29 protein-coding genes and 1 pseudogene are annotated in these 26,551 nt (G+C 64.1%); 19 read left to right on the forward strand and 11 right to left on the reverse strand.

What is annotated here, in order from left to right; translation table 11 throughout:
• Positions 1-176: 176 nt before the first annotated feature.
• From KHN96_RS20985 to KHN96_RS20995, 3 genes are all read right to left on the reverse strand, one after another.
• On the reverse strand, positions 177-905 hold the full coding sequence (locus tag KHN96_RS20985) for a Fic family protein (protein ID WP_181817637.1): 729 nt from the start codon (positions 903-905) through the stop codon (positions 177-179).
• 193 nt (positions 906-1,098) lie between these two features.
• Entirely contained in the window at positions 1,099-1,455 is a 357-nt protein-coding gene (locus KHN96_RS20990; protein WP_211888734.1) for a helix-turn-helix domain-containing protein, read from the reverse strand.
• Between the two features lie 77 nt (positions 1,456-1,532).
• Entirely contained in the window at positions 1,533-2,099 is a 567-nt protein-coding gene (locus KHN96_RS20995; protein ID WP_244855920.1) for a transposase, read from the reverse strand.
• Between the two features lie 419 nt (positions 2,100-2,518).
• On the opposite strand from KHN96_RS20995, the gene KHN96_RS21000 reads away from it, so the two are divergent.
• Positions 2,519-3,022, forward strand: coding sequence for a helix-turn-helix domain-containing protein (locus KHN96_RS21000; protein WP_309473627.1), 504 nt, complete (start codon positions 2,519-2,521; stop codon positions 3,020-3,022).
• 417 nt (positions 3,023-3,439) lie between these two features.
• Here the strand turns inward: KHN96_RS21000 and KHN96_RS21005 are convergent.
• From KHN96_RS21005 to KHN96_RS21015, 3 genes and pseudogenes are all read right to left on the reverse strand, one after another.
• Positions 3,440-3,691: pseudogene (locus tag KHN96_RS21005) on the reverse strand (magnesium chelatase domain-containing protein); the annotation flags it as partial.
• Between the two features lie 201 nt (positions 3,692-3,892).
• A complete protein-coding gene (locus KHN96_RS21010; protein WP_062739450.1) occupies positions 3,893-4,405 on the reverse strand; it encodes a hypothetical protein in 513 nt (170 codons plus the stop codon).
• Between the two features lie 156 nt (positions 4,406-4,561).
• Complete coding sequence (locus tag KHN96_RS21015; RefSeq protein ID WP_045785673.1) at positions 4,562-4,819, reverse strand: accessory factor UbiK family protein; 258 nt, start codon at positions 4,817-4,819, stop codon at positions 4,562-4,564.
• Positions 4,820-5,351: 532 nt separating this feature from the next.
• Here KHN96_RS21015 and KHN96_RS21020 point away from each other — a divergent pair.
• The 10 genes from KHN96_RS21020 (at position 5,352) to bfr (ending at position 14,498) form a co-directional block, all read left to right on the forward strand.
• Positions 5,352-6,161 carry a TorF family putative porin gene (locus KHN96_RS21020; RefSeq protein WP_045785674.1) on the forward strand — a complete coding sequence of 270 codons (810 nt, stop codon included), beginning with the start codon at positions 5,352-5,354 and terminating at the stop codon, positions 6,159-6,161.
• A gap of 49 nt (positions 6,162-6,210) precedes the next feature.
• Entirely contained in the window at positions 6,211-6,549 is a 339-nt protein-coding gene (locus KHN96_RS21025; protein WP_045785675.1) for a P-II family nitrogen regulator, read from the forward strand.
• A gap of 30 nt (positions 6,550-6,579) precedes the next feature.
• The gene (locus KHN96_RS21030; RefSeq protein ID WP_045785676.1) at positions 6,580-8,121 is read left to right on the forward strand and encodes an ammonium transporter; all 1,542 of its coding nucleotides are present in this window, start codon (positions 6,580-6,582) and stop codon (positions 8,119-8,121) included.
• 400 nt (positions 8,122-8,521) lie between these two features.
• The gene (gshA, locus tag KHN96_RS21035) at positions 8,522-9,817 is read left to right on the forward strand and encodes a glutamate--cysteine ligase (protein ID WP_045785677.1); all 1,296 of its coding nucleotides are present in this window, start codon (positions 8,522-8,524) and stop codon (positions 9,815-9,817) included.
• Positions 9,818-9,846: 29 nt separating this feature from the next.
• On the forward strand, positions 9,847-10,827 hold the full coding sequence (gshB, locus tag KHN96_RS21040; protein ID WP_045785678.1) for a glutathione synthase: 981 nt from the start codon (positions 9,847-9,849) through the stop codon (positions 10,825-10,827).
• A gap of 74 nt (positions 10,828-10,901) precedes the next feature.
• Positions 10,902-11,357: a PTS sugar transporter subunit IIA gene (locus tag KHN96_RS21045; RefSeq protein ID WP_045785679.1), complete on the forward strand. Its 456-nt coding sequence runs from the start codon at positions 10,902-10,904 to the stop codon at positions 11,355-11,357.
• Positions 11,326-11,595 carry an HPr family phosphocarrier protein gene (locus KHN96_RS21050; RefSeq protein WP_045785680.1) on the forward strand — a complete coding sequence of 90 codons (270 nt, stop codon included), beginning with the start codon at positions 11,326-11,328 and terminating at the stop codon, positions 11,593-11,595. The genes KHN96_RS21045 and KHN96_RS21050 overlap by 32 nt, the downstream gene beginning before the upstream one ends.
• Before the next feature lie 41 nt (positions 11,596-11,636).
• Positions 11,637-13,388, forward strand: a complete 1,752-nt coding sequence (gene ptsP / locus KHN96_RS21055) for a phosphoenolpyruvate--protein phosphotransferase (RefSeq protein ID WP_045785681.1) — start codon at positions 11,637-11,639, stop codon at positions 13,386-13,388.
• Positions 13,389-13,608: 220 nt separating this feature from the next.
• Entirely contained in the window at positions 13,609-13,884 is a 276-nt protein-coding gene (locus KHN96_RS21060) for a (2Fe-2S)-binding protein (protein WP_045785682.1), read from the forward strand.
• Between the two features lie 134 nt (positions 13,885-14,018).
• Positions 14,019-14,498: a bacterioferritin gene (gene bfr / locus KHN96_RS21065; protein ID WP_004637092.1), complete on the forward strand. Its 480-nt coding sequence runs from the start codon at positions 14,019-14,021 to the stop codon at positions 14,496-14,498.
• Between the two features lie 65 nt (positions 14,499-14,563).
• Here bfr and KHN96_RS21070 read toward each other — a convergent pair whose 3' ends face one another.
• The 3 genes from KHN96_RS21070 to gpmA all read right to left on the reverse strand — a co-directional run bounded on the left by KHN96_RS21070 (position 14,564) and on the right by gpmA (position 17,864).
• On the reverse strand, positions 14,564-15,313 hold the full coding sequence (locus KHN96_RS21070; protein WP_045785683.1) for a HesA/MoeB/ThiF family protein: 750 nt from the start codon (positions 15,311-15,313) through the stop codon (positions 14,564-14,566).
• 69 nt (positions 15,314-15,382) lie between these two features.
• Complete coding sequence (locus KHN96_RS21075; protein WP_045785684.1) at positions 15,383-16,999, reverse strand: S41 family peptidase; 1,617 nt, start codon at positions 16,997-16,999, stop codon at positions 15,383-15,385.
• A 118-nt stretch (positions 17,000-17,117) separates the two neighbouring features.
• On the reverse strand, positions 17,118-17,864 hold the full coding sequence (gene gpmA / locus KHN96_RS21080) for a 2,3-diphosphoglycerate-dependent phosphoglycerate mutase (protein WP_045787749.1): 747 nt from the start codon (positions 17,862-17,864) through the stop codon (positions 17,118-17,120).
• A 165-nt stretch (positions 17,865-18,029) separates the two neighbouring features.
• Between gpmA and KHN96_RS21085 the strand changes: the two genes are divergently transcribed.
• The 4 genes from KHN96_RS21085 (at position 18,030) to KHN96_RS21100 (ending at position 20,520) form a co-directional block, all read left to right on the forward strand.
• On the forward strand, positions 18,030-18,452 hold the full coding sequence (locus tag KHN96_RS21085) for a rhodanese-like domain-containing protein (protein ID WP_045785685.1): 423 nt from the start codon (positions 18,030-18,032) through the stop codon (positions 18,450-18,452).
• Positions 18,453-18,477: 25 nt separating this feature from the next.
• Positions 18,478-18,735, forward strand: a complete 258-nt coding sequence (gene grxC, locus KHN96_RS21090) for a glutaredoxin 3 (RefSeq protein WP_045785686.1) — start codon at positions 18,478-18,480, stop codon at positions 18,733-18,735.
• A 161-nt stretch (positions 18,736-18,896) separates the two neighbouring features.
• Positions 18,897-19,418: a protein-export chaperone SecB gene (gene secB / locus KHN96_RS21095; RefSeq protein ID WP_045785687.1), complete on the forward strand. Its 522-nt coding sequence runs from the start codon at positions 18,897-18,899 to the stop codon at positions 19,416-19,418.
• An 85-nt stretch (positions 19,419-19,503) separates the two neighbouring features.
• Entirely contained in the window at positions 19,504-20,520 is a 1,017-nt protein-coding gene (locus tag KHN96_RS21100; RefSeq protein WP_062739448.1) for an NAD(P)H-dependent glycerol-3-phosphate dehydrogenase, read from the forward strand.
• A 22-nt stretch (positions 20,521-20,542) separates the two neighbouring features.
• Here KHN96_RS21100 and trmL read toward each other — a convergent pair whose 3' ends face one another.
• Together trmL and KHN96_RS21110 are read right to left on the reverse strand one after the other, a co-directional pair.
• Positions 20,543-21,013, reverse strand: a complete 471-nt coding sequence (trmL, locus tag KHN96_RS21105; protein ID WP_045785689.1) for a tRNA (uridine(34)/cytosine(34)/5-carboxymethylaminomethyluridine(34)-2'-O)-methyltransferase TrmL — start codon at positions 21,011-21,013, stop codon at positions 20,543-20,545.
• A 111-nt stretch (positions 21,014-21,124) separates the two neighbouring features.
• The gene (locus KHN96_RS21110; RefSeq protein ID WP_062739452.1) at positions 21,125-21,847 is read right to left on the reverse strand and encodes a ComF family protein; all 723 of its coding nucleotides are present in this window, start codon (positions 21,845-21,847) and stop codon (positions 21,125-21,127) included.
• A 105-nt stretch (positions 21,848-21,952) separates the two neighbouring features.
• Between KHN96_RS21110 and KHN96_RS21115 the strand changes: the two genes are divergently transcribed.
• The 4 genes from KHN96_RS21115 (at position 21,953) to ctaD (ending at position 26,549) form a co-directional block, all read left to right on the forward strand.
• Positions 21,953-22,888 (forward strand): methyltransferase domain-containing protein, encoded by a 936-nt coding sequence (locus tag KHN96_RS21115; protein WP_115043816.1) that lies wholly within the window; start codon positions 21,953-21,955, stop codon positions 22,886-22,888.
• A 193-nt stretch (positions 22,889-23,081) separates the two neighbouring features.
• On the forward strand, positions 23,082-23,597 hold the full coding sequence (locus KHN96_RS21120; RefSeq protein ID WP_062739447.1) for a DUF2244 domain-containing protein: 516 nt from the start codon (positions 23,082-23,084) through the stop codon (positions 23,595-23,597).
• A 49-nt stretch (positions 23,598-23,646) separates the two neighbouring features.
• Positions 23,647-24,903, forward strand: a complete 1,257-nt coding sequence (gene coxB, locus KHN96_RS21125; RefSeq protein WP_045785692.1) for a cytochrome c oxidase subunit II — start codon at positions 23,647-23,649, stop codon at positions 24,901-24,903.
• A gap of 41 nt (positions 24,904-24,944) precedes the next feature.
• Positions 24,945-26,549: a cytochrome c oxidase subunit I gene (gene ctaD, locus KHN96_RS21130; RefSeq protein WP_045785693.1), complete on the forward strand. Its 1,605-nt coding sequence runs from the start codon at positions 24,945-24,947 to the stop codon at positions 26,547-26,549.
• Positions 26,550-26,551: the final 2 nt, after the last annotated feature.

Here is a 26,551-nt window from a genome sequence, read left to right on the forward strand (position 1 = left end):
GCGAAACGCGAATAAGGTGCTGCTCGTCACACCATGTGTTCTATGGTGCGCTCGGTTACAATTTTTTTTCGTAGTTGGCGGACCCCGAAGGAGGCGCGTCGCTTGTCGTAGGCCGTCCGTCGGAGGTCTGTAGAGCAGGCTAACAATGTCTTTCAAGCGCTGCACCATTCTCTGCCTCAAGTATCTCGGGCCGCTGCGCTTTTCGCCATGGAGCGCTGATAGGTCCATGAGAGCAGGTTGGCGGCAAGCGTGGCATCCCGGAGCTCATATACCGCAAGCATGGCACGCGCATAGTCGTCTCTGGTGACATCCTGAAACGTCAGCGGAGCGCAGTTGTGAAGCAGCAACGGGATATTTGCTGCGAGGCGGCTGGTTAGTTCGTTGCCACTCTCGAACGGCTGCAGGTAGGCCAGTTGAATCCACAGAAACAAGGCAGCTTCGACTGGGTTCTCGATGCGGGCCGCTTTATCCACGATGGAGTCCAGCATCGCCTTGATGACGTCAGGCTCCTGCATTGGCGAGTAGAGCGTGCCGGCAATGCCGAGCGGACCGTTGCGGATGGCGCCAAGTGAGCTGCTATCTGGAACCAAGTCCTGCATGAGAATCGCGTGCAGGTTTTGGACGGCTAGGCTGGAGAGCGGCTCCTTCGGAGGGCAATCGATAAGAAAGTCGACAGCTGCTTTGTGGTTGAGCAACATCACGGTGACTACGTTGCAACGTACGGAGCCGCCATTGAGCAGTTCCTCGGCTGCGTGCAGGCTGTAGCGGTTACCCTGCAAGCGGGATGTGTTCCAAGCCAGGTTGACGAGCGATTGCGCGAAACCATCACGCGCCTCGATGCCCGCAGGCTGCGCCTCGCGCCGGCGGCCTAGACGACAAAGCGCCTGGGCCATGTCGGGTGGCATCAGCCACGACTCATTGGGAACGTAATGGTCGACAAACTCGCGCTGGTACGAGGCGGGGCCTCGTGCTGCCAGCGGAAGGTCGAGTCGGCGAACAAGCTCAATTCCTGTTGGCGACCATGTCGGGTGTTGCGTCGAGCCAGCTTCGGGAGTCCTCATTGTCGGCCTGTATGAACTACTCGTTACGGTGAAATCTTCATTCCGTTCCTTGCTCAGCGTCACCGACAATGGCGCCACGAGCGCTGCTTTTCATCTTCCTGGGCTTACTCGCACGCTGTCTGGGCATCGCTTGGCGCGTAAGCATCAATGGGTTGATGGTGGGGACAGGCGCAATCACGTCGAGCCATCCTTCGCGCCCCAAGGACTTGAGCACGCGGCATAGCGTGTGCAATGACGAACCATTGCCCGTCTCAAGGTTTCGAAGAGCTCGCACGCTGATGCCGGCGCGTTCGGACAGAGTCGCTTGGTCAATATTGCGGTGAATTCGGTAGGTCCTGAGATAGCCGCCTATCTCGGCCTCCATCTCCTTCGGGGTGAGGTGCCTGCGGGCCATGGTCCGTCCTATGCTGACGCTGGCCATGACTGTGCATGTGATGGCGATGGAAAGGCAGCACAGGAAGTCATCGTCGGCTATGGTTGCAAGTCATTTTCCCAATCCTCCAGGTAGCCAGTTACTGACGCCGGATGCGAAAAATCGAGTAAGGTGAAGTACGACCGCCAATGGTTAATGGACTTGAAGAGCTCTGTGCGTACGCGCGTCATAGTTTCCGGCGTTGCCGCTTCATTCATGTCAGCGTCTGTAGTTTGCCAAAGGCGATGGCTGTACAAGAGGTACTCAAGGTCCGCGTCTTCCTCGAGGCCATCCACAGAGTAGGCGTAAACCACCTCACCGTCCTGGTCCTCGGGAGTCTGCTTCAGGGCACAACCCTTCTCGACCCATTGCAAGCCAAGCGCAACCGCATCCTGTAGGTCATTGGAGAAGTACCAGGTCCCTTCGTGGGAAGAGTCTTCGACTGCGTATATTGGATTGCCAAAGCGCGTTCGACTGGTCAGGAGTTCATCCGGAGTGCGGCACGTTGCCTTGCCCAAGGCGTGAACCGTTGGCGGAATGTCTGTGACGACCTTTTGCTGCCAGGCCGCAGGTGTGGATACATGGCCGCAAGGCACAGCGTTGCCTTTCTTCTGACGAGATGACATGTGGCTATCTCCTGATGCGTGGCCCCAAACTAGAGGCCCCACTCCTACCATTGCAGCAGAGCCTTAATTCGAAGGATGAGCCAATCCAGTTCTGCGAGCGACACCCATCCCATACGGGCTATTGCGACCCACACCTGCCCAAGCGCGTCCTCCGCCGAATTACCGGGAAACTTCGCTGCCTCGTCCTGGGCGAACGGAAGTAGCTGCTTAGCTAAAGCCTCGCAGAAGGCCCAGCGGTCATACCTCTCCTCAGTCGTCACCCATGCAACGTAGCCGCGCCAAGACAACGTAGCGTCGAATGGGTGTTGCGCGCTCTGGGTCCCAATCGGAAATGAGGGCTGAGGGAAGTCCTCCGGCACATTGTCCAGACTCATATCTCGTGCCCTAGCGCTCGGAGTAGGTTCGCCAGGTGCCTTTGCATGCGGAAAGTCAGCGTTTCGTTACTCATGGCACTTGAACGGGAGGCCGTCGCAAAAAAATGGGCACTTTGTCAAGTGCTCGTGCAGGCCGAGCTGCAGATTCAATTCTACGAATTTCGTAGAGAAGTGCAATGCGAATTCTGCGATATTCGCACTATGGGAAAAAAAGAGCCGGTTACTGTATTCGGGCTGCGCTTGCGGCAGGCAAGGCTGCGCGCAGGCATTCCCCAGTACGCACTCGGCGTTGCCATCGGCTTGGATGATGCAATTGCGAGCGCGCGCATTAGCAGATATGAGAGCGGGGTGCACGAACCGCCGTTCGAGGTGGCGCAAAAGCTTGCAAGAGTGCTTAAGGTCTCAGCCGCATACCTCTATTGCGAGGACGACGACCTAGCGAAATTTGTTCTTACTTGGCCGTACCTCAATCGGACAGACAAGAAGAAGATTGGGCACGTCGTCGAAAGCAGGCTGGTCTCGAAGGGGCTACTCGAGAAAAGCTCTTGACCAGCAACGACGCTTTGCGGCCGAGATAGCCCTTCAACCAAGGGACTCCGCCACTATGTCTTCTAGAGGCACAGTTCTGCCGTCTAAGCGACGCTATGTCCGTTTGGAGGCAAATTCTTGCCGGTCTTTCCCTGGGGGCATATAGGCGGCAGGTTGGAAGCTGGCGTGCTTGCAGCGTTGCCGGCGACAAGCACGCAAATCGGCGCAAATGAAAGTTGGGTTTTGGGTTAACCCCGTGTGGACAACTCCGCTGCCCACAGCACAGGGCTGTGGACAGCCCCTTCGGGGTACCGGACTTGACCACACTCGCATACTGACGCGCCCCTTCGGGGCTTGCCATATATAGGAAAAAAGCCAAAAAAGAACCATCGTTGTCGCTGGCCCCATAGGTCTGCCGGCCTCCTAACAGTTAGGACGGGGCATAACGAAGCGGCCGGATTCCTTGGGGAGGTCCGCCGGCGCGAGGTTGACGGTGATGCGACGCGCCGGAAACTCGAAGCGACTGTTCTGGATGGCTGCGCGCACCCGATCCTTGCTTTCCTTCACCTCCGTGTCGGGCAGGCCGACGATGGTGAACGACGGCAACCCGTTGGCCAGGTGCACCTCCACCGAAACGGCCGGTGCATCAATGCCCGACAGCGCGCGCGAGCGCAGAACGGCGAGGCTCATCGCGCCGCCCTCCGGCAGAGATCACGGGCGTGGTGCGGGACAGAACATCGAAACATGGCGTGACGGTGTGCGACGTAAGACGAGCCCGTCACTGTGCCAGCCGGCCCGTGCCGCCGTATCGCAATGCATCCAAATTTGACGATCGGGGCGCATAAAAAAACCGGAGCCTCGGCTCCGGTTCGGTTTGTTGGCAGATCGGAATCAGGGGAACGCTGGCATAGCCGTGTCCTCCCCGCTGAAGTGGCCCTCGGGATGCGTCTTCTGCAGCAGCGCGCGCACTTCGGGCACGCGCGAGCGCGGCACATCAACCATCAGCAGGATCTGCCCATCCTCCACCGCTTGCCTGAACGGCTTGAGCCGGCTGTTGGGCACGGAGCTGCCGATCATGCTGGAAGCCCAAGCGCCGAACAGCGCGCCAACCACCGTGGTGATGCCCACCATGCCCCACTGCGGCCCCTCGCCGATGATCGGGAAGAGCGCGGCCACCACGCCCGCCAGCACGCCCGCACCACCGCCCACCACCAGCCCATTCTGGGTGGCGTGGACAATGTCGGAGGTCTGAAGCAGGTTGGCCTCATGCAGGCCGGTGAGGTCGGCGCCTTCGCGGGCGACAAAATGGATGTGGCGCTCGGTGATGCGCGCCAGCAGCAGGTCGTTCATCACGCGCCGGGCGCTGGCCGCGTCCGGCAATAGAAAATAAAGGCGATGCTGCATGATCTTTCTCCTCAAGCGTCAGCCTTACAGGAGTTCTAGATCAGTTCGCCAGCCGCAACAAGGCGGTTTTCGCTGTGCGCCGCAGCAGGGTGAGCCTGCCGGCACAGCGGCGCGCCGCAGGCGCGCTTGGCGCACCACCGGCCGGGCCCCAGCGGTTCACTGGTCGGCAGGCGCGGTCGACTTGAGTTGCGCTTCGAGCGCCGCCACGCGGGTTTCCAGTTCTTCGAGGCGGGCACGTGTGCGTGCCAGCACCTGTGACTGGATGTCGAACTCTTCGCGCGTGACCAGATCGAGCTTGGAAAAGCCCTGCGTCATCATCGCGCGCACGTTCTTTTCGATGTCGGCGGCCGGCGAATTGCGCAGCGCCTCGTTCACGCGGTTCTGAAAGTCGGTAAAGAGGTCGGTGGGTTTCATGTTGGATGCTCCGTGGATCGTGCTGGCTGCGCCAAGCCGGTGCATGCACCGCGACTGTGCGGAAGACATGCTGTGCCGTGGTGCGAAAGCCCCGGTCTGGCGCCTGGTTTTGGGGTCGCCGGCCTGGATGGTACCGGGTGTGCGCCCTGAACGGCACACCGCCCGGCAAATCTCGCTGCGATGCGGCATCGGCGTGGCCGGCCAAACGGGGACAGAGCCAGTCCCTGCCGCCCGGAACCGCGCTTGCGGGCGCGTCGCACAGGACTGAAATCACTCTATCACATGGCTTTTATCGCGCCATGTCCGCAAGCGGCCTGATGGGCTGAACCCGCCTGGGAGGCGCATCGGCGGGGAGCGCTCCCCCCGTCGGCGGACCCGTCCCCGATTTCCCTGCGCCCGCATGTCGCCATTCGTGGTGGCGCTTCGCGCCACCGCTCGGTCCATCCGCCCTGCTCAACATGGCATGACAGTTGCAGAACCGGTGCGATTTTTTTCCATTGCCGTTGCGACTTTCTAAAGGGGGAGAGCCGTCATGAAGACGTTTGCTTATGCAGCCAGTCTGGTGCTGCTGACCGGTGCCGCTGCCGGTGTGTGCCAATCCGCCGTGGCCCAGACCGCTCCGGCGGCCGATGCTCCGGCTGCCGCGCCGGCGCCGGCCGCGCTGACGGCCAACGTCACGCTGGCCAGCCAATACCGCTACCGCGGCATCATGCAGACCAACAACAAGCCTGCCATCCAGGGCGGCTTCGACTACGCGATCCCCGGCGGCGTGCTGCCCGAGGGCTTCTACGTCGGCAACTGGAACTCGTCGATCAGCTGGCTGAGCGATTCGAATTCGAACGTCTCCGCGCCGATCGAGATGGACTTCTACGCCGGCTACAAGACCGAGATCATCAAGGACGTGCCCATCGATGTGGGCGTGCTGCAGTACTACTACCCGGGCAGCTACCCGAGCGACTACACCCGCCCGCACACCACCGAAGGCTACGCGCAGATCGGCTACGGGCCGGTCACGTTCAAGTATTCGCATGCGTTCTCGAACCTGTTCGGTACGCCCGATTCGCACCACAGCCAGTACTTCGATCTGTCGGGCAACTTCGATACCGGCTTCTGGGGCCTGACGCTGAACCTGCACGTCGGCTACCAGCAGGTGCCGCACCAGACCGTGCGCGCTTCGTACGCCGACTGGAAGGTCGGCGTGACGAAGGACTTTGGCGGCGGCTGGGCGGCCTCGCTGGCCTACATCGACACGAATGCGTCGCGCGCGTTCTATACCAACACACGCGGCAACTACATGGGCAAGGCCACGGCCTTGCTGTCGATCACCAAGACTTTCCAATAACGATGCGTGGCGGCGCCTCCGGGTGCCGCTGTCCGAGGAGGAATCCAGCATGAAACTCATCATGGCCATCATCAAGCCGTTCAAGCTCGACGAGGTCCGGGAGGCGCTGTCCGAGGTAGGGGTCTCGGGCATCACCGTGACGGAGGTCAAGGGCTTCGGACGCCAGAAGGGCCACACCGAGCTTTACCGCGGCGCCGAGTACATCGTCGACTTCCTGCCCAAGGTGAAGATCGAAGTGGCCGTACCCGACGACGTGCTGGAGCGCGCCGTCGAGGCCATCGAAAAATCGGCCCGCACCGGCAAGATCGGCGACGGCAAGATCTTCGTGGCCGACGTCGAACAAGTCATCCGCATCCGCACCGGCGAGACCGGTGGCGACGCGCTGTAAGCCCCCATCTGCCAAGGAAGAGGTCAAAACATGAAAACCTGGTTCACTCGATTCCTGACGGCTGGGGCCGTTGTCGCGGTGCTTGCGGGCGCCGTGAGCTCGGCACCGGCCGCTGCGCAGGACAAGCCTGCCGCAGAAGCCTCGGCACCGGCCGCGGCTGCCGCCCCCGCTGCAGCATCCCAGGCCGCAGCGCCGGCGCCCGCCGCCCCCTCTGCCGCTGCCGCACCGGCTGCCGCTTCGGCGCCGGCGGCTGCCGCGCCTGTGCCCAACAAGGGCGATACCGCGTGGCTGCTGGTCTCCACCGCTTTCGTCATCCTCATGACGCTGCCGGGCCTGGCTCTGTTCTACGGCGGCCTGGTGCGCAAGAAGAACATGCTCTCGGTGCTGATGCAGTGCATGGGCATCTTCTCGCTGGTCATCATCCTGTGGGCGCTCTACGGCTACAGCTTTGCCTTCACGGAAGGCAACGCGTTCTTCGGCGGGCTCGATCGCCTGTTCCTGAAGGGGCTGACGCCGGACTCAGTGGCCGCTACCTTCAGCAAGGGCGTGGTGGTGCCGGAGTACGCGTACTTCGCATTCCAGGGTGCCTTTGCGGCGATCACCTGCGCGCTGATCATCGGCGCCTTCGCCGAGCGTGCGAAGTTCTCGGCCGTGCTGCTGTTCGTGGTGCTGTGGTTCACCTTCAGCTACCTGCCGATCGCGCACATGGTGTGGTTCTGGCCGGGCCCGGACGGCTTCACCGATGCCAAGGCGGCTGAGGTGATGACGGCCAAGTCGGGCTGGCTGTTCCAGAAGGGCGCGCTCGATTTTGCCGGCGGTACCGTCGTGCATATCAACGCCGCCGTGGCAGGCCTGGTGGGTGCCTTCCTGTTCGGCAAGCGCATCGGCTTCGGCCGTGAGGCGCTCAAGCCGCACAGCCTGACGCTGACCATGGTGGGTGCCTCGCTGCTGTGGTTCGGCTGGTTCGGATTCAACGCCGGTTCGGCCCTGGAAGCCAACGGCAGCGCCGCCCTGGCTTTCGTCAACACGCTGCTGGCCACCGCCGCTGCCGTGCTGTCGTGGAGCTTCGGCGAATGGTTCGGCAAGAGCAAGCCGTCGATGCTGGGTGCTGCTTCGGGCGCCGTGGCGGGCCTGGTCGCCATCACTCCGGCCGCTGGCTTTGTCGGCCCCATGGGCTCGATCGTGCTGGGCCTCATCGCCGGCCTGCTGTGCCTGTGGGGCGTGAATGGCCTCAAGCGCATGCTGGGCATGGATGACACGCTCGACGTCTTCGGCGTGCACGGGGTGGGCGGCATCCTCGGCGCGCTGCTGACCGGTGTGTTCGCCGCGCCGAGCCTGGGCGGCACCGGCATCTATGACTACGTTGCCAACAAGGTGGCCGATGATTACTCGATCGGCGGCCAGTTGTGGATCCAGCTGCAGGGCGTGCTGACCACCGTCATCTGGTCGGGCGTGGTGGCCTTCATCGCCTACAAGATCGTGGACGTCATCGTCGGCCTGCGCGTGCCGGAAGAGGAAGAGCGCGAAGGCCTGGACATCACGTCTCACGGCGAAACGGCTTACGAAGACTGACCGTCCGCGCATCTCCAGAAGACCCGGCCATGTGCCGGGTCTTCCTCATTGCAGCGCGCTCCACACCACTGGACGGGGGCTTTGAGCCGTTCCCGGGCCGGCGCGTCCTTAATTCCGATGTAAAAAACCTTCAATTGCCTGTCGTTATGCGCGCGCTTACATTGCAGACGTGGTTTCCTCCACCTGCAGAACGCTCCCCGTATCTGTCAGGCTATTCCCCAAGCGCGGCAGCCCCGCGCTTTTTTTTTGTCCGCGTTTTTGTGTGGCTTTGCGCACTGCCGCGGACTGGCTCTTGCGAATCCCCCTCCCGGCCGCATATCGATAGCCCGCTATCGTCTGCAAGCTATTGCCTATTCCTCTACAATCGGAGTGGGCGATAAATAACATCAATAGGAAGGGTATGGTTCCGCACTTGATCACCGCGCTGAACGGGCCGCTGCTGGAGCTCGAGCAGAAGATTCTTGACGCCACGCCCGCCATCGAACGCTGGTTCCGCCTCGAGTGGCAGGAACACACGCCGCCGTTCTACTGTTCCGTCGATTTGCGCAACGCCGGCTTCAAGCTCGCGCCCGTCGACACGAATCTCTTCCCGGGCGGGTTCAACAACCTCGCGCCCGAGATGCTGCCGCTGGCCGTACAGGCCGCCATGGCCGCGATCGAAAAGATCTGCCCCGACGCCAAGAACCTCCTGCTGATCCCCGAGCGCCACACGCGCAACATGTTCTACCTGCAGAACGTGGCGCGCCTGTCGCAGATCATGCGCCAGGCCGGGCTCAATGTGCGCCTCGGTTCGCTGTCGGACGACATCACCGAGCCCACGCCGATCGATCTGCCCGATGGCCAGCGCCTCGTCGTCGAGCCGCTCAAGCGCATCGGGACCAAGGGCCGCCGCCTGGGCATGGACGACTTCGACCCGTGCTCGATCCTGCTGAACAATGACCTGTCGGCCGGCGTGCCGCCCATCCTCGAGAATATCAACGAGCAATACCTGCTGCCGCCGCTGCACGCGGGATGGTCGCAGCGCCGCAAGACGAACCACTTCGGCGCCTACGACGAGGTGGCCAAGAAGTTTGCCAAGCTGATCGACATTGATCCGTGGATGGTCAACCCGTATTTCACCAAGTGCAGCGGGCTGGACTTTCACGAGCGCGCGGGCGAGGAGGAACTCGCCCACGCCGTCGAGACGGTGCTCAAGAAGACGGCCAAGAAGTACAAGGAATACGGCGTGACCGAGACCCCGTACGTGGTGGTCAAGGCCGACGCCGGCACCTATGGCATGGGGGTCATGACCGTGCGCGATCCGTCCGAGGTCAAGGGCCTGAACCGGAAGGAGCGCAACAAGATGAGCGTGGTCAAGGAAGGCCTGGAGGTCTCCGAGGTGATCGTGCAGGAAGGCGTGCACACCTTCGAGAAGATCAACGAGGCCGTGGCCGAACCCGTCGTCTATATGATCGACCGTTATGTGGTGGGCGGCTTTTACCGGGTACACACGGGCCGCGGCGTGGATGAAAATCTGAACGCGCCGGGCATGCATTTCGTGCCGCTGCCGTTCGCGTCGACCTCGCTGCCGGACAGCCACGCCAAGCCAGGCGCCGGTGAGCCGAACCGTTTCTACATGTACGGCGTGGTGGCGCGCCTGGCCTTGCTGGCCGCGTCGCTCGAGCTCGAGAAAACCGATCCGAACCCGCTGATCTGATCAGCGACCACGCTGTAGAAGGAACCGCCATGCGCCTCCTGTTCATCGTCGATCCGCTGTCGACGTTCAAGATCTACAAGGATTCCACCTTCGCGATGATGCGCGAGGCGGCGGCACGCGGCTATGCCATATACACGTGCCTGCAGTCGCAGCTCACGCTGTCGGGCAACGTGGTGGAAACCGTCGCGACGCCCATCGCGCTGACCGGCAATGAAGACGACGGGCACGACTGGTACCGCGCCGGCGATGCGCGCCTGCTGCCGCTCACCGGCTTTGACGCCGTGCTGATGCGCAAGGATCCGCCGTTCGACATGGAGTATGTCACCAGCACGTGGCTGCTGGAGATTGCCGAGCGGCAAGGCGCGCGCATCTTCAACAAGCCGCAGGCGATTCGCGACCATTCCGAAAAGCTCGCGATTGCGCAGTTCCGCGAGTTCACCGTGCCGACGATCGTCTCCCGCGACGCAAAGCGGCTGCGCGACTTCCACGCCGAGCAGGGCGATGTCATCTTCAAGCCGCTGGACGGGATGGGCGGCACGGGCATCTTCCGCGTGGGGCCGGACGGCATGAACCTCGGCGCCGTCATCGAGACGCTCACCCACAACGGCGCCCGCACGATCATGGCGCAGCAGTACATCCCGGCCATCCGCGAGGGCGACAAGCGCATCCTGCTGATTGGCGGATCGCCCGTGCCGCATTCGCTGGCGCGCATTCCGATGGCGGGCGAAGTCCGCGGCAACCTCGCCGCCGGTGGCACGGGCAAGGCACAACCGCTGTCCGAGCGCGACCAAGTGATCGCCCATGCGCTTGCGCCGGTGCTGTGGCAGCGCGGCCTGTTGCTCGTCGGGCTGGATGTCATCGGAGACTATCTGACCGAGGTGAACGTCACGAGCCCGACGTGCTTTCAGGAAATTACGCAGCAGACGGGCTTCAACGTGGCGGGCATGTTCATCGACGCGCTGGAGCGCGCGGTCGGCAAGGCGAGCGGATTGGCGCGCAAGCCGGCCTGAAATCGCTGGCGGGCCGCACGATCGGCTCGAGGGGCCCTGATACAATCGGATTCACACCGATTCGCATTTCCATCATGGCAGGGATTCTGATCATCGCGCACGCGCCGTTGGCTAGCGCCTTGCGTGATTGCGCTGCACACGTCTATTGCGGCCAGCCCGAACGGCTGGGTGCGATCGACGTCCTGCCCGATGCCGAGCCGGCTGCCGTGCTGGCGCAGGCGCGCGAAAAGCTCGCCGAGCTCATCGAAGGCAACGGCGCGCTGGTGCTGACCGACATCTTCGGGGCGACGCCCGCCAACATCGCCTCGCGCCTGGCCGATCCGGGCCGCGTCCGCGTGCTGGCCGGCGTGAACCTGCCGATGCTCGTGCGCGCCATCTGCTACCGCTCCGAAAAACTCGAACAACTTGCCGCCAAGGCTCTGGCCGGCGGCGCGCAAGGCGTACTGCAGGTCGGCTCGACAGCCGTCCAGAACCAGGTTGCCAACCATCCGGACAAATATGCTGCAGAGGGATATCACCATCATCAATAAGCTGGGGCTGCACGCTCGCGCCTCCGCCAAGCTCACGCAGCTCGCCAGCAAGTTCGACAGTCAGATCAAGATGTCGCGCAACGGCCGCCAGGTCGACGCCAAGAGCATCATGGGCGTGATGATGCTGGCCGCAGGCATCGGCTCCACCGTCACGCTGGAGATCGAGGGCCCCGACGAGCAAGCCGCCATGGACGGCCTCGTCGCCCTGATCAACGATCGCTTCGGCGAAGGCGAATAGCCCGCCGGTCCAACTCCACGCCGCCATCCGGCCAGCGCTCTATGCCCTTTACCCTGCACGGCATCCCGGTCTCGCGCGGCATCGCCATCGGCCGTGCCCACATGCTGGCGCGTGCGGCGCTGGACGTGTCGCACTACCTTGTCGATGAAGACAAGCTCGACGCAGAGGTCGAGCGCCTGCGCAGTGCCCGCGCGACGGTGCGCGCCGAACTGATCGCGCTCAAGCGCGACCTGCCCGCCGATGCGCCCGAAGAGATGGGCGCCTTCCTCGACGTGCACGCGATGATCCTGGATGACGCGCTGCTCTCCCAGGTGCCGGAGACGCTGATCCGCCAGCGCCGCTACAACGCCGAGTGGGCGCTCACCACACAGCTCGAAGAGTTGATCCGCCAGTTTGGTGAAATCGAAGACGAGTACCTGCGCGAGCGCAAGGCCGACATCGAGCAGGTCGTCGAGCGGATTCTCAAGGTGTTGGCCGGTGCGCCCGCGCTGGCGCCGGCGCCGGTGGCAGCCGGCTGCGATCCGGATGCCGGCATGATCGTCGTCGCGCATGACATTGCGCCGGCCGATATGCTGCAGTTTCGCGGCCAGACCTTCGCGGGCTTTGTCACCGATCTCGGCGGACGTACGTCGCACACGGCCATCGTCGCCCGCAGCCTTGACATCCCCGCGGCCGTCGGCGTGCACAACGCGAGCACGCTGATCCGGCAGGACGACATCGTCGTCATCGACGGCGACAACGGCATCGTCATCGTCGATCCGAACGCCTCCATCCTCGAGGAGTACCGGCACCGCCGCAGCGAAGGCGAGCTGCAGAAGAAGCGCCTGGAGCGCCTGCGCCACACGCCCACCGTCACGCTCGACGGCACGCAGATCGACCTGCTGGCCAATATCGAGATGCCCGAAGATGCCGCCGCGGCCGTGAAGGCGGGTGCCGTCGGCGTCGGGCTGTTCCGCTCCGAATTCCTCTTCATGAACCGCCGCGGCGCGCTGCCCGACGAGGAAGAGCAGTTCCTCGCGTACCGCACGGCGGTCGAATCGATGAAGGGTTTGCCTGTCACGATCCGCACGATCGACATTGGCGCCGACAAGCCGCTGGACATCCGCGACGACCTGTTCGAGACGGCGCCCAACCCCGCGTTGGGTTTGCGCGCGATCCGGTGGTCGCTGTCGGAGCCGGCGATGTTCCTCACGCAGTTGCGCGCGCTGTTGCGTGCCTCGGCGTTCGGGCCGGTGAAGATTCTCGTGCCGATGCTCGCGCACGCCCGCGAGATCGACCAGACGCTGGAGCTCCTGGCGCGCGCGAAGGCCTCGCTCGACGCCGAGGGCCTCGCCTACGATCCGACCGTCAAGGTTGGCGCCATGATTGAAATTCCGGCGGCGGTGCTGATCCTGCCGGTGTTCCTGCGGCGCATGGATTTCCTCTCGATCGGCACGAACGATCTGATCCAGTACACGCTCGCCATCGATCGCGCCGACAACGCGGTCGCGCATCTGTATGACCCGCTGCACCCCGCCGTGCTGCAGCTGATCGCGCGCACGATCCGCGAAGGGCATCAGGCCGGCAAGCCCGTATCGGTGTGCGGCGAGATGGCCGGCGATGCCGCCATGACGCGCCTGCTGCTCGGCATGGGGCTCACCGAGTTTTCGATGCATCCGTCGCAGCTCCTGAGCGTCAAGCAGCAGATCCTGCGCGCCGACCGCCCGCGACTCATGCGCGAGGTCGACCGCCTGCTGTGCACGTGCGAACCCGCCGAAATCCAAGACGCGCTGGGCGCCCTGGCGCGGGCCTGAACGGCCAGGGCCAGCGGCGGCGGCCGTTGTGCCGCCGCATCGCCTGTCCTGCGGTCATTGTTCCCTAAGTGATTGAAATTCCACGTCTTTCATCGAAAAGACGGCTTGCGCGCACCCCCAAGACCCCGCCTGCCGAATGGGGTCGAACAAGAATTGTTCTCATTACCATTCTCTGTTATTCTGGCCTGACAGCGCGTTGTGAGCGCTGCGGAGGAGCCCCGTGTACGTCTGCATCTGCAACCAAGTGACCGACCGCGAAATCCATGGCGCCGCCCGTCTGGGCGTATCGACCCTGGACGAACTCGCCGAGACGCTCGGCGTGGGCACGTGCTGCGGACAATGCCGGGACTGCGCCAAGCAGGTGCTCGCCGAAGCGGTGAGCTGCATCCCCGTCGATCAGGTGTTGGGCCGTGCCAGCACGCATGCCATAATCGAGCGTCGCGACGAGCCCGTCGCCAATGACCAGGCCATTGCGGCCAAGGCGTTGGCTGCCTGATCCCTTGCCTTTTTACCGCCGCGAACTGCCGCCCGGGCCTGAGCCTCGGCGGCATTTGTTGCTTGCTGGATCAGAACGCGGGCTCGTCTTGAACGGACGCCGGCGCGCGTCCCTCACCAGCAGGAGCCCCGAGAATGAAAGGCGATAAGAAGGTCATCCAATATCTGAACGCCCAGCTCAAGAATGAGCTGACCGCAATCAACCAGTACTTCCTCCACGCGCGCATGTATGGCCACTGGGGGCTCAAGCGCATCGGGGACCACGAATACAAGGAATCGATCGGCGAGATGAAGCATGCCGACCGCCTGATCGAGCGCATCCTGATGCTCGACGGCCTGCCCAACCTGCAGGACCTCGGCAAGATCTTCATCGGCCAGGACACGAAGGAAATCATCGAGTGCGACCTGAAGCTCGAGCGTGCCGCGCACGGCACGGTGGTCGAAGGCATCGCCTACTGCGAATCGGTCAAGGATTACGTCAGCCGCGAGATCCTGGTCGACATCCTGGACGACACGGAGGAGCACATCGACTGGCTCGAAACGCAGCTGGAGCTGATCGACAAGGTTGGCATTCAGAACTATCTGCAATCGCAGATGGAGCCCGAGGGCGAGTAAGACTCGACGGACGGCGAAAAGAAGGAGGCCTCAGCCTCCTTTTTTTATTGCGCGTGCTCGGCGCATCAGTGCGCGTCGCCGCAGACCGGACACGACGACTGCCGCCCGATGCGCATCGTCGTCCATTCCATCGATAGACCGTCGAGCATCAGCAGACGGCCAGCAAGCGAACGGCCGATGCCGGCGACGAGCTTGAGCGCCTCGGCCGCCTGCACCGTGCCCACCATCCCGACCAGCGGCGAGAACACGCCCATCGTCGCGCACGCCACCTCGGGTGCCGGCTCGTCGGGCGGGAACAGGCAGGCGTAGCACGGTCCGCCTGCGCGGCTGTCGAAGACGCTGATCTGCCCGTCGAAGCGGATGGCGGCTCCCGACACAAGCGGCACGCCTGCCCGTACGCAAGCGAGGTTGGCGGCCTGGCGCGTGGCAAAGTTGTCCGAACAGTCCAGCACCACGCTGACGCCGCCGAGAAGCGCGCCGATGGCATCCGCATCGAGCCGGCGCTGCACGGCATTCACGCGCACGTCCGGGTTCAGCCGCGCGATGGCTGCCTGCGCCGACGCCACCTTGGGCTGCCCGACCGACTCGGTGGTGTGCAGGATCTGGCGCTGCAGATTGGTCAGGTCGACCGTGTCGTCGTCGACGATGGTCAGCGTTCCAACCCCGGCCGCCGCCAGGTAGGGCAGGGCTGCGGCGCCGAGCCCGCCCGCCCCGATGACCAGCGCGTGCGCCTGCAGCAGGCGCGTTTGCCCTTCGATGCCGATTTCGTCGAGCAGGATATGGCGCGAATAGCGCAGCAGTTGATCGTCGTTCATGGCGGTGCAATGAAAAAGGCCGTGCAGTGCACGGCCTCGTAAGTTTGCCAGTGTTCGCCGGGTTGCGTGTCAGCGGGCGCCGGTGGGTTCCGGGGCCGGCTGCACGCTGCTTGCCGGGCCGCTGGGCTTGGGCGCAGCCGGCTCGGAAGCCGGCGCCGCCTTGCCCTTGGGCAGCTTGGCGGGCTGGCTCGATTCCTTGGCGGCCGGCGATTTCACGGCCTTGTCCGGCACGGTCGCGGCTGCGCTTTCCAGCACCGACTTCGAACGCTTGACCGGCTGGCCCTTCAGGTCGGCAATGGCCTGCTGCAGCATGAAGTCGTCGGCCGAGCCGAACTCGATCGGCTTCTTGTTGCGTTCCTTCTCGCGCTGCTCCGGCGTCTTCTTGGCGTTTTCTTCTTCCAGGCGGCGCAGCTCTTCGACGCGGCGCTTTTCGCGCTCCGTCATCTCCGCTTCTTCCGACTCTTGCTTGTTGTGCAGGTGGCGCTCGGTATCGATCTCGCGGGTGATGAGCGCGTCGTCCGGATCGCCTTCCGGATTCTGGTCGACCGGGATATCCGGGCGGATGCCCTTTGCCTGGATCGACTTGCCCGATGGCGTGTAGTAGTACGCGATGGTCAGCTTGATGCCGGTGTCGTTCGACAGCGGGCGCACCGTCTGCACCGAGCCCTTGCCGAAGGTCGTCTTGCCCATCGTCTTGGCGCGGTGGTGATCCTGCAGCGCGCCGGCCACGATTTCCGAAGCGGAGGCCGTGTACGCGTTGGTCAGCACGATGATCGGCACGGTCTTGAACTCGGGGTCCAGGTTGGCGAGCGGATCGGAATCGAAGTTGCTCAGGCGGTAGTTGGCGAACGTCGTCTTGTACGTGCGCTTCGCGTCCGGCACCTGGCCGTTCGTCGAGACCACCGTCACGTCCGGCGGCAGGAACGCGGCCGACACACCCACAGCGGCCTGCAGCACACCGCCGCCGTTGTTGCGCAGATCCAGGATCAGGCCCTTGAGGTGGCCGTCCTGCTTGGCCAGGTCGTTCAGCTTCTTGGCCAGGTCCGGCACGGTGCGTTCCTGGAAGCTCGTGATGCGCACCCAGGCAATGCCGTCGCCGAGCAGCTTGGCCTTGACCGACTGCACCTGAATTTCAGCGCGGGTGATGGTGAGCGGGAACGTGCGCTCTTCCTTCTTGCGGTAGATGGTCAGCGTGACCTTGGTGCCCGGCGCGCCGCGCATGCGCTTGACGGCTTGCTCGAGCGGCATGCCGCGCACCGGCTTGTCGTCGATGCGGGTGATCAGGTCGCCCGGCTGCACGCCGGCGCGGAAGGCCGGGGTGTCTTCGATCGGGTTGATGACCTTGACAAGACCTTCCTCCTGCGAGATCTCGATGCCCAGGCCGGCAAAGCGTCCCTGGGTGCCCTCCTGCAGCTCCTGGAAGTCCTTCTTGTCGAGGTAGGCCGAATGGGGGTCGAGGCTGGCGACCATGCCCTTGATGGCTTCGGTCAGCAGCTTGTCGTCGTCCACCGGCTCGACATACTCGCGCTTGATCTGGCCAAAGATGTCGGCCATGAGCCTGAGCTTCTCCAGCGGAAGCGGCCCGACCGTCGCATTCTGCGCGGTGGCGGAGAGCTGAAGCGTCGCCAGTACCCCGGTAACGAGGCCGATGGCGATCAAGCTGATGTTCTTGAGCGAAGTTCGCATGTGTCGGGAGCGGACGGTGGGACGGTAGATAAACATGACCCGGGACGGCTTGCGCACATCCCGGGTGTCAGGCTTTGACAGTATAAAGGCGTTGAGGTGCCGCAGCGCCCGTTACGGATTATTTGGACTTGCCCTGGCTGGCCACCGCCGCGAGCGACGCGGCAATTGCTTCCTGGTCGCCCAGGTAGTAATGGCGGATCGGCTTGAGGTTGGCGTCCAGCTCATACACCAGCGGCGTGCCGTTGGGGATGTTCAGGCCGACGATGTCGGCGTCGGAAATGCCGTCGAGGTACTTCACCAGCGCGCGGATGCTGTTGCCATGCGCTGCAATGACGACACGCTTGCCGCTCCGGATGGCCGGCGCAATCGACTCTTCCCACAGCGGCAGCACGCGCGCCACGGTGTCTTTCAGGCATTCGGTCAGGGGCACCTGCTCGCGCGTGAGGCCGGCATAGCGCGGGTTGCCGAAGGCGTCGTTCTCGGCCCCGGGCTCGAGGGCGGGCGGCGGCGTGTCGTAGCTGCGGCGCCAGATCAATACCTGCTCGTCGCCGAACTTGGCGGCCGTCTCCGCCTTGTTCAGGCCCGACAGCGCGCCGTAGTGGCGTTCGTTCAGGCGCCATTCGTTGCGGGTCGGGATCCACATCAGATCCATTTCGTCCTGCACATGCCAAAGCGTGCGTATCGCGCGCTTGAGCACCGAGGTGTAGGCGAGGTCGAAGGTGAAGCCGGCTTCGCGCAGCAGTTTGCCGCCTTGGCGGGCCTGGGCGACGCCCGTATCGGTGAGGTCGACGTCGACCCAGCCGGTGAAGCGGTTCTCGAGATTCCACGTCGATTCGCCGTGGCGGATGAGGACGAGCTTGTGCATGACTGCCATGATGAGAAGTGAGAAAACCTGCGCGCGCGGCCTGCGGCGATCTGTCGACGCCTTGACGTGCGACCGCTGAAACCGGCTATTTTATAATGCCGCCGGCATTGGCTCTCCGAACCGTTCGGACGAGGCCCGACCGACCCATCCCAGGAAACCGATACCGTGAAGTTTTTCGCCGATTACAACAACCTCGCCCTGCTTGCCATCGCCATCGTTTCGGGCGGGCTGCTGGTCTGGTCGTCCGTCCAGCGCCGCATTGCCGGCGGGGGCGGCGCCAAGGTCAGTGCCTCGACGGCCACGCAGCTCATCAACCGCCGCAACGCCGTGGTGGTTGACGTGCGCGAGAGCAGCGAGTACGCCGCCGGCCATCTCCCGCAAGCCAAGCATGCGCCGCTTGGCGAACTCGAAGGCAAGGCGGCCGGCCTTGCAAAGAACAAAGAGACCCCCATCATCCTCGTATGCCAGACCGGCCAGCGCGCCGGGCGGGCGCAAGCAGTGTTGAAGCAGGCCGGTTACAGTGAGGTCTATTCGCTCGAGGGCGGATTGGCCGCCTGGCAGCAGGCAGGCCTTCCGGTCGTGAAGTAACGAAAAGACAACGAGGTTTGATGTTATGGCGCACGTGGTCATGTACAGCACCACCGTCTGCCCCTATTGCGTGGCAGCGGAACGACTCCTGAAGCAGCGCGGCGTCGAGCAGATCGAAAAGATCCTGATCGACCGCGAACCCGGCAAGCGCGAAGAGATGATGGCGCGCACGAACCGCCGCACCGTGCCGCAGATCTACATCGACGATCGACACATCGGCGGCTTTGATGATCTGTCCGCGCTGGACCGCGAAGGCGGCCTGGTGCCGCTGCTGGCCGCCTGACTTGGCGACGCGCTCGCCACACAGAACGCCCGGCCTTGACCGGGCGTTGTATTTTTAGGTGTCCTCGCAATGGCCTGCACCATTGCCTCATGTACCATACGCGTCTTGCACGGCGGACGCGTTCCGCCAAGCACTGACCACATCCATTTTGAAGGCGAGTCATGAGCGACCAGCAACAACAGCAACCGGGCCAGGATGGCCAGCCGTTCTTCAACATTCAGCGCGTCTACCTGAAGGATCTGTCGCTGGAGCAGCCCAACTCGCCGCACATCTTCCTCGAGCAGGAACAGCCGACCGTGGAAGTGCAGGTGGACGTGTCCGCTTCGCAACTGGCCGAGGGCGTGTTTGAAGTGGTCGTCATCGGCACGGTCACGACCAAGGTCAAGGAAAAGGTCGCCTTCCTGGTGGAAGCCAAGCAAGCCGGTATCTTCGACATCCGCAACGTGCCGGCCGAGCAGATGGACCCGCTGCTGGGCATCGCCTGTCCGACCATCGTGTACCCGTACCTGCGCTCGAACATTGCCGACACCATTGGCCGCGCCGGCTTCCAGCCGATCCACTTGGCCGAGATCAACTTCCAGGCGCTGTACGAGCAACGCCTGGCTGCCGCGATGGAAGAGGCGCAGGCCCAGGGCGGCGGCGCCGGTCTGGTGATGCCGGACGGCTCGAAGGCCACGCACTGAACACGGGCCGCACCGCGCCTGAAGCCCGCGCCGGCCACACGCTCGCGCGGGTATTTTTTTTGCCTGACCGATGTTGAATACGCGCATGCGAATTTCCGTTCTGGGTGCCGGCGCCTGGGGCACCGCCCTCGCCAGCCATGCCGCGCAATCGCACGATGTCGTGCTGTGGGGCCGCGATGCCAGCCTCGTTGCGCAGATGGCCGCCACGCACGTCAATGCAACGTATCTGCCGGGCATCGCGCTGCAGGCAATGCTGCGGTTTTCCGATGACCTGCAAGCGGCGCTCGACCACGCAGCGGGTGACGACGCACTCGCCGTCATTGCATCGCCCGTGGCGGGCTTGGCCGATCTGACGCGTGCCGTTGCCGAGCATGGCGGCGTGAGCAACGTCATCTGGCTGTGCAAGGGCTTCGACCCCGAGACGGGAGCATTGCCCCACGCCATCGTTGCAGAGGTCCTTCGCCAGACCGGGCGCAGCGATCTGGCAACCGGTGTGCTGTCCGGCCCCAGCTTCGCCAAGGAAGTCGCACAGGGCCTGCCGTGCGCGATGACCGTCGCATCGACCAACGACACGCTGTGCGGGTTCACGCAGCGCGGCTTTCACCATCACGCCATGCGCGTGTATGCAAGCGACGACCTGGTCGGCGTGGAGGTGGGCGGCGCGGTCAAGAACGTGCTCGCGATCGCCACTGGTGCCGCGGACGGCCTCGGCCTGGGCCTGAACGCGCGCGCCGCGCTGGTCACGCGCGGGCTGGCCGAGATGACGCGCCTTGGGCTTGCGCTTGGCGGCCGGCCGGAGACTTTCATGGGACTCACCGGCATGGGCGATCTGCTGCTCACCGCCACCGGTGATCTGTCACGCAACCGGACAGTCGGGATGCAGCTTGCGCAAGGCCGCACGCTCGACGACATCCTGCACAGCCTCGGTCATGTTGCCGAGGGCGTGCGTTGCGCACGCGCGGTCGCGGCACTGGCTCGTGACCGGGGCGTCGATATGCCGATCACGTTTACCGTCTGCGAAGTCCTGTTCGAAGGGCTGGCGCCCGCGCGCGCGGTGGAGCGCCTCTTGCAACGCGACGCCAAGTCGGAGTCCGCGCGCTAGGACGGGGTGCGGCGCTGTGTGTTCAGGCGCCGCCCGCGAATCCGTTCTGCCGCCACGCCTCGAAGACGACCACCGCCACGGTGTTCGACAGATTCAGGCTGCGGTTGTTGGGGCGCATCGGCAGGCGGATGCGCTGTGACGCCGGAAACCACTCGCGTCGTTCTTCGGATAATCCGCGCGTTTCGGATCCGAACACGAACCAGTCTCCGGGTTGGAAGGCCATGCTGGCAAACGGCGTCGAGCCGCGCGTGGTGAGCGCGAACATGCGGCTGGGGTCAGGTTGCGCATCGCGCAGGAAGGCGCCCCAATCAGCATGCACGCGCATCGTCGCGTACTCGTGGTAGTCCAGGCCTGCGCGCCGCATGCGCGCGTCTTCAAGCGGAAAGCCCAGCGGTTCGATCAGGTGCAACTGCGCGCCCGTGTTGGCGCACAGGCGGATCACGTTGCCCGTGTTGGGCGGGATTTCGGGCTCGACGAGGACGACGTTGAACATGGCTGCGGTGGCGGGAAAACTCCGGCGGCGAGCTTATCCACATTGGGAAGGGTTGTCACGCCGCCACAGCGTTCGGTGGCGGGCGCGACAGAATGTCGCATAAGCACGCCGTCACGGCGTGCGCAAGGCCACGACATTCGTGACGCGCAGCGCGCCCGCGCGTTTGAGTTGCGTGGCGATCTCGCCGAGCGTGGTGCCGGTGGTCATCACATCGTCCACGACGCCGACATGGCGCCCGGCGATGCGGGCCGGCTCGGCGACGACAAACGCACCGTGCAGGTTGGCGAGCCGCTCGGCGCGGTCCAGCGTGGCCTGAGCGGGATTGTCGCGCACGCGCTGCAAGGCGGTGGGCAGGGCGGCGATCTGCAACTGCCCCTCCAGCCGCCGCGCGATCTCCCACGCCTGGTTGTAGCCGCGCAAGCGCAGGCGTGCGGGGGCGAGCGGCACCGGTACCAGGACGTCCGGCAGCCTACCCGGCGCGGCGCGCAACGCCTCCCCGAGCCGACCTGCCAGCCAGCCGGCGAGCGGCAACTGGCCGCGGAACTTCAATCCGGTGACGAGATGGTCGAGCGGCCAGCCGTAATCCGCAAGGGTGACGGTCGCATCAAAGTCGGGCGCGCCGACGAGGCAGGCGTGGCAATGGCGGGCAAGATGCCGCGTTTCCAGCGCAATGGCGCACTGTATGCAGCGGCGCCTGCCGAGCAGCGGGGCAAGGTCGTCCATGCAGCCGGCGCAGACGAGCTCGCGCTGGACCGCACCGCACACAGCGCACGCGCACGGCAGCAACTCCCGCAAACCGGCGCGAAACCATGCAGATAACGCGTGTTTGAGCATCAAAAAACCGCTATCTAAGCCGTTTGGCGGCCATGGCGCCATCGGACGGCGCCTCAAACTGCGCGCCGGTATACTTGGCAACCGCAGTTTCCCGCTGGTTCTTTGATGTCCGATCCCATCCTCGCCCGTCCTGCCGCCCTGCGGCGCGCCTTCGACCGCCGCGCCGCGCGTTTCGCCGACGTGGATTTCCTGCTGCGCGAGGTCGGCAGCCGCATGCACGATCGGCTGTCCTATATCAAGGCCACGCCGTCGCGCGCGCTCGACCTCGGATGCGGCCTCGGGCAAGGGCTGGCGGTGCTGCGTGCGCAGTATCCGGATGCGCAGATCTGCGGCGTGGACTGGTCTGCCGCCATGCTGGCGCAGACGCTTGACCCGCAGCGCACCGATGCCGGCTGGCTCGGTCGCCTGCTGAAGAAGCGCCCCGTATTCGATTTCGCCCAGGCCGATTTTCGGGCGCTGCCGTTTGCCGCTGCGTCGTTCGACCTGCTCTGGTCGAACTTGGCGCTGCACTGGGATCCGGCGCCGCACGCGATCTTTCCGGAGTGGCACCGCGTGACGTCGGAGGGCGGGCTGCTCATGTTCAGCCTGTTCGGGCCCGATACGCTGCGCGAGCTGCGCAGTGCGCTGGCGGGCATCGACGCGGGCGTCCACACGCTGCGCTTTGTCGACATGCACGACATTGGCGACATGCTCGTGCACAGCCGCTGGTCCACGCCCGTGATGGACATGGAGCAGCTCACCATCACGTACGAAACCCCGCAGGCGCTGCTGGCCGATGTGCATCTGCTGGGCGGCATGGCGGGGCTGGCCGATGAAGCGGGCCGCAGCCTCGCCGGTGCGGGCCTGCATACGCCGCGGTGGCGCCAGCGGCTATTTGACGCGCTCGACGCCCAGCGCAATCCGGACGGGCTCATTCCGCTGACCTTCGAAGTCGTTTACGGCCACGCCTGGAAGCTCGCGCCGAGCCCCCGGCAGGCGCTGGACGAGCAAGGCAGGGCCATGATTCCGATCGACCAGATCGGTCGCAAACCGCGCGCCTGAAACGCTTCCGCGGCCAACAACGGTATTGACGGGGTCTTGTCAAGCCGGGACTTGCATAAAGGCGCTTTGCCTTGTTTGGGGTCAATTGCAAACATATAATGCGCCAGTTTGTCGCAGCAGTCCCCCAAAGGCCTATCCCGTTTTTTGCCACGGGCGAACCGTACGGGTATGCATCCGAGGCAGGAGTGGTTCAATGCACGACATTGGAATCGCGCTCCAGCCAGCGTGCGGCGCCTCCAACATCCCGGAATCGCCGCGGAAGAACTGGCTCATGAAGCGAAACTGCTCGCTTTCACCTCGCCAGGTCGGCTGGTTCTACCTCTCGATTGTCATCCTCTCGTTCGCGATCGCTTCGTTCTTTGCGTGGCAAGGCGCCTGGTTGGTGTTGCCTTTCTCGGGACTGGAGGTCGCGATTCTCGGATGGGCATTGCTGTACTATGCCCGCCACGCCTCCGATTACGAGCACGTCTGGCTGGACGACGATGCGCTGGTGATCGAGCAGGTTTTTGCGAACCGACGGATTCGCCACGTCTTCAACGCACGCTGGGCGCGGGTGGAGCTGGAGGATCCGCTGCGAGAGCAGGTCGCGCTGTGTTCGAGCGGGCGCGTCGTGCGGGTGGGGAGGTTTCTTGATCCTGCCGGCCGGCGACGTTTCGCAGACGAGCTTTCCCGGTGTTTGGAGCTTGGGCCGCCACCCCACGTTCCGTGAGCCTCGCGCCGGGGCAGAGTGGAATCTGTAAATTGTGGGACAACGAAAAATGAAAATGTTGAATAAGACATTGGCAAGTTTGCTGGCGGCAGGCTCACTCCTCGCCCTCAGTCAAACGGCCCTGGCAGTGGAAGACATGCCGGGCGGCCCCGCAGTGCGGCAGCTCAATCTCGCGCCCCCGGTCACCAAGATCGCTGCCGAGATCCATTGGCTGCACTGGATGATGCTGATCATCTGTATCGTGATCTTCATCGGTGTGTTCGGGGTGATGTTCTACTCCATTTTCAAGCACCGTAAGTCGGTCGGCCACAAGCCTGCGACGTTCCACGAAAGCACCACGGTTGAAATCATCTGGACCATCGTGCCGTTCCTGATCGTGATCGGGATGGCGCTGCCGGCCACCAAGGCCGTGGTCGCCATGAAGGACACCACCAATTCCGACCTCACCATCAAGGCCACCGGCTACCAGTGGAAGTGGGGTTACGACTACCTGAAGGGCGAAGGCGAGGGCATCTCGTTCCTCTCCACGCTCACCACCCCGCGCGACCAGATCAACAACCAGGCGCCCAAGAGCAACACGTACCTGGTCGAGGTCGACAACGAACTCGTCGTGCCGGTCAATCGCAAGGTGCGCATCGTGACCACGGCCAACGACGTGATCCACTCGTGGATGGTGCCGGCATTTGCCGTCAAGCAGGATGCGATTCCGGGGTTCGTGCGCGACACGTGGTTCAGGGCGGAGAAGGTCGGCGTGTACCGCGGCCAATGCGCGGAGCTGTGCGGCAAGGAACACGCCTTCATGCCGATCGTCGTGCGTGTGCTTTCGCAGGATGACTACACCAAGTGGGTCGACGGCAAGAAGAAGGAAATGGCCGCCAAGGCCGATGACCCGAACAAGACCTACACGCTGGACGAGCTGAAGTCGCGCGGCGAGAAGGTCTACGCCGCCAACTGCGCGGTGTGCCACCAGCCGAACGGCAAGGGCGGCGGCCCGTTCCCGGCGCTGGACGGCTCGAAGATTGCGAACGGCCCGCTGGCTGAGCACCTGAACATCGTGCTGCACGGCAAGGCTGCGATGCCGCCCTGGGCGTCGGCGCTCAACGATGTGGAGATCGCCGCCGTCGTCACCTACGAGCGCAACAACTGGGGTAACCACACGGGTGATCTGCTGCAGCCTTCGCAGGTGAAGGATGCGCGCGGCGGCAAGATGCCGGAAGGCGGCGGCGCCAAGACCGCTGCAACAGAATCCGCCGGCAAGGTGGCGTCCCAACAGGCGACTGCGGCGCAAGACCGCAGCGCCGGCTGATTGATCGTCTGCGTGACGAACCGAACCCAAGGAGTTCTTCGATGAGCACCGCTGTTACGCACCCGCAAGATCACGCGCACGGTCATGGAGACGACCACGCGCACGACCATCCGCACGGCTGGCGCCGCTGGCTGCTTGCGACCAACCACAAGGACATCGGTACGCTGTACCTGCTGTTCTCGTTCATGATGCTGCTCTCGGGCGGCACGCTGGCGCTGCTGATCCGCCTGGAGCTGTTCCAGCCGGGCCTGCAGTTCTTCCATCCGGAGCTGTTCAACCAGTTCACCACGCTGCATGGCCTGATCATGGTGTTCGGCGCGATCATGCCGGCCTTCGTGGGCTTTGCGAACTGGATGATTCCGCTGCAGGTCGGGGCCTCCGACATGGCCTTCGCGCGGATGAACAACTTCAGCTTCTGGCTGCTGCCGCCTGCGGCGATCCTGCTGGTGGGCTCGTTCTTCGTGCCGGGCGGTGCCACCGCCGCGGGGTGGACGCTGTATGCGCCGCTGTCGGTGCAGATGGGCCCGGGCATGGACATGGCCATCTTTGCTGTCCACATCATGGGTGCCTCGTCGATCATGGGCGCGATCAACATCATCGTGACCATCCTGAACATGCGCGCACCCGGCATGACGCTGATGAAGATGCCGATGTTCTGCTGGACATGGCTGATCACGGCGTACCTGCTGATCGCCGTGATGCCGGTGCTGGCAGGCGCGATCACCATGGTGCTGACCGACCGCCACTTCGGCACGAGCTTCTTCTCGGCAGCCGGCGGCGGCGACCCGGTGATGTACCAGCACATCTTCTGGTTCTTCGGGCACCCCGAGGTGTACATCATGATCTTGCCGGCGTTCGGCATCATCAGCCAGATCGTGCCGGCCTTCGCGCGCAAGCCGCTGTTCGGCTACAGCTCGATGGTGTACGCCACGGCGTCGATCGCCATCCTGTCGTTCATCGTGTGGGCGCACCACATGTTCACGACGGGCATGCCCGTCACCGGCCAGCTGTTCTTCATGTACGCGACGATGCTGATCGCGGTGCCGACCGGCGTGAAGATCTTCAACTGGGTGGCCACGATGTGGCGCGGCTCGATGACGTTCGAGACGCCGATGCTGTTTGCGATCGGTTTCATCTTCGTGTTCACCGTGGGCGGCTTCACGGGCCTGATCCTGGCCGTGGCCCCGATCGATATCCAGCTGCAGGACACCTACTACGTGGTGGCGCACTTCCACTACGTGCTGGTGGCCGGTTCGCTGTTCGCGCTGTTCGCGGGCTTCTACTACTGGGGTCCGAAATGGTCGGGCTACATGTACAGCGAGACGCGCGGCAAGATCCACTTCTGGGGTTCGATGATCACCTTCAACCTCACGTTCTTCCCGATGCACTTCCTGGGCCTGGCCGGCATGCCGCGCCGCTATGCGGATTACCCGCAGCAGTTCGCCGACTTCAACGCGATCGCGTCGATCGGTGCGCTGGGCTTCGGCCTGATGCAGGTGTATTTCTTCTTCTTCGTGGTGCTGCCGTCGTACCGCGGTGGCGAGAAGGCTGCCGACAAGCCGTGGGATGGCGCGGAAGGCCTGGAGTGGACCGTGCCTTCGCCGGCGCCGTTCCACACCTTTGAAGAACCGCCGCTGGTCAAGTAATG

This window comes from Ralstonia mannitolilytica (assembly GCF_905397375.1).
Lineage (GTDB): Bacteria > Pseudomonadota > Gammaproteobacteria > Burkholderiales > Burkholderiaceae > Ralstonia > Ralstonia mannitolilytica.

Excerpts from the sequence above, each read along its gene's own strand:
- bfr (WP_004637092.1), top strand. The coding sequence starts at position 14,019 with ATGAAAGGCGATAAGAAGGTCATCCAATATCTGAACGCCCAGCTCAAG.
- KHN96_RS21020 (WP_045785674.1), top strand. The coding sequence starts at position 5,352 with ATGAAGACGTTTGCTTATGCAGCCAGTCTGGTGCTGCTGACCGGTGCC.
- grxC (WP_045785686.1), top strand. The coding sequence starts at position 18,478 with ATGGCGCACGTGGTCATGTACAGCACCACCGTCTGCCCCTATTGCGTG.
- KHN96_RS21075 (WP_045785684.1), bottom strand. The coding sequence starts at position 16,999 with ATGCGAACTTCGCTCAAGAACATCAGCTTGATCGCCATCGGCCTCGTT.
- KHN96_RS21050 (WP_045785680.1), top strand. The coding sequence starts at position 11,326 with ATGCTGCAGAGGGATATCACCATCATCAATAAGCTGGGGCTGCACGCT.
- coxB (WP_045785692.1), top strand. The coding sequence starts at position 23,647 with ATGAAAATGTTGAATAAGACATTGGCAAGTTTGCTGGCGGCAGGCTCA.
- gshA (WP_045785677.1), top strand. The coding sequence starts at position 8,522 with ATGGTTCCGCACTTGATCACCGCGCTGAACGGGCCGCTGCTGGAGCTC.
- KHN96_RS21030 (WP_045785676.1), top strand. The coding sequence starts at position 6,580 with ATGAAAACCTGGTTCACTCGATTCCTGACGGCTGGGGCCGTTGTCGCG.
- KHN96_RS21110 (WP_062739452.1), bottom strand. The coding sequence starts at position 21,847 with ATGCTCAAACACGCGTTATCTGCATGGTTTCGCGCCGGTTTGCGGGAG.
- trmL (WP_045785689.1), bottom strand. The coding sequence starts at position 21,013 with ATGTTCAACGTCGTCCTCGTCGAGCCCGAAATCCCGCCCAACACGGGC.
- KHN96_RS21010 (WP_062739450.1), bottom strand. The coding sequence starts at position 4,405 with ATGCAGCATCGCCTTTATTTTCTATTGCCGGACGCGGCCAGCGCCCGG.
- gpmA (WP_045787749.1), bottom strand. The coding sequence starts at position 17,864 with ATGCACAAGCTCGTCCTCATCCGCCACGGCGAATCGACGTGGAATCTC.
- KHN96_RS21015 (WP_045785673.1), bottom strand. The coding sequence starts at position 4,819 with ATGAAACCCACCGACCTCTTTACCGACTTTCAGAACCGCGTGAACGAG.
- KHN96_RS21045 (WP_045785679.1), top strand. The coding sequence starts at position 10,902 with ATGGCAGGGATTCTGATCATCGCGCACGCGCCGTTGGCTAGCGCCTTG.
- KHN96_RS21070 (WP_045785683.1), bottom strand. The coding sequence starts at position 15,313 with ATGAACGACGATCAACTGCTGCGCTATTCGCGCCATATCCTGCTCGAC.
- ctaD (WP_045785693.1), top strand. The coding sequence starts at position 24,945 with ATGAGCACCGCTGTTACGCACCCGCAAGATCACGCGCACGGTCATGGA.
- KHN96_RS21000 (WP_309473627.1), top strand. The coding sequence starts at position 2,519 with ATGCGGAAAGTCAGCGTTTCGTTACTCATGGCACTTGAACGGGAGGCC.
- KHN96_RS20985 (WP_181817637.1), bottom strand. The coding sequence starts at position 905 with ATGCCACCCGACATGGCCCAGGCGCTTTGTCGTCTAGGCCGCCGGCGC.
- KHN96_RS21115 (WP_115043816.1), top strand. The coding sequence starts at position 21,953 with ATGTCCGATCCCATCCTCGCCCGTCCTGCCGCCCTGCGGCGCGCCTTC.
- KHN96_RS21100 (WP_062739448.1), top strand. The coding sequence starts at position 19,504 with ATGCGAATTTCCGTTCTGGGTGCCGGCGCCTGGGGCACCGCCCTCGCC.
- KHN96_RS21025 (WP_045785675.1), top strand. The coding sequence starts at position 6,211 with ATGAAACTCATCATGGCCATCATCAAGCCGTTCAAGCTCGACGAGGTC.
- KHN96_RS20990 (WP_211888734.1), bottom strand. The coding sequence starts at position 1,455 with ATGGCCCGCAGGCACCTCACCCCGAAGGAGATGGAGGCCGAGATAGGC.
- gshB (WP_045785678.1), top strand. The coding sequence starts at position 9,847 with ATGCGCCTCCTGTTCATCGTCGATCCGCTGTCGACGTTCAAGATCTAC.
- secB (WP_045785687.1), top strand. The coding sequence starts at position 18,897 with ATGAGCGACCAGCAACAACAGCAACCGGGCCAGGATGGCCAGCCGTTC.
- KHN96_RS21120 (WP_062739447.1), top strand. The coding sequence starts at position 23,082 with ATGCACGACATTGGAATCGCGCTCCAGCCAGCGTGCGGCGCCTCCAAC.
- KHN96_RS20995 (WP_244855920.1), bottom strand. The coding sequence starts at position 2,099 with ATGTCATCTCGTCAGAAGAAAGGCAACGCTGTGCCTTGCGGCCATGTA.
- ptsP (WP_045785681.1), top strand. The coding sequence starts at position 11,637 with ATGCCCTTTACCCTGCACGGCATCCCGGTCTCGCGCGGCATCGCCATC.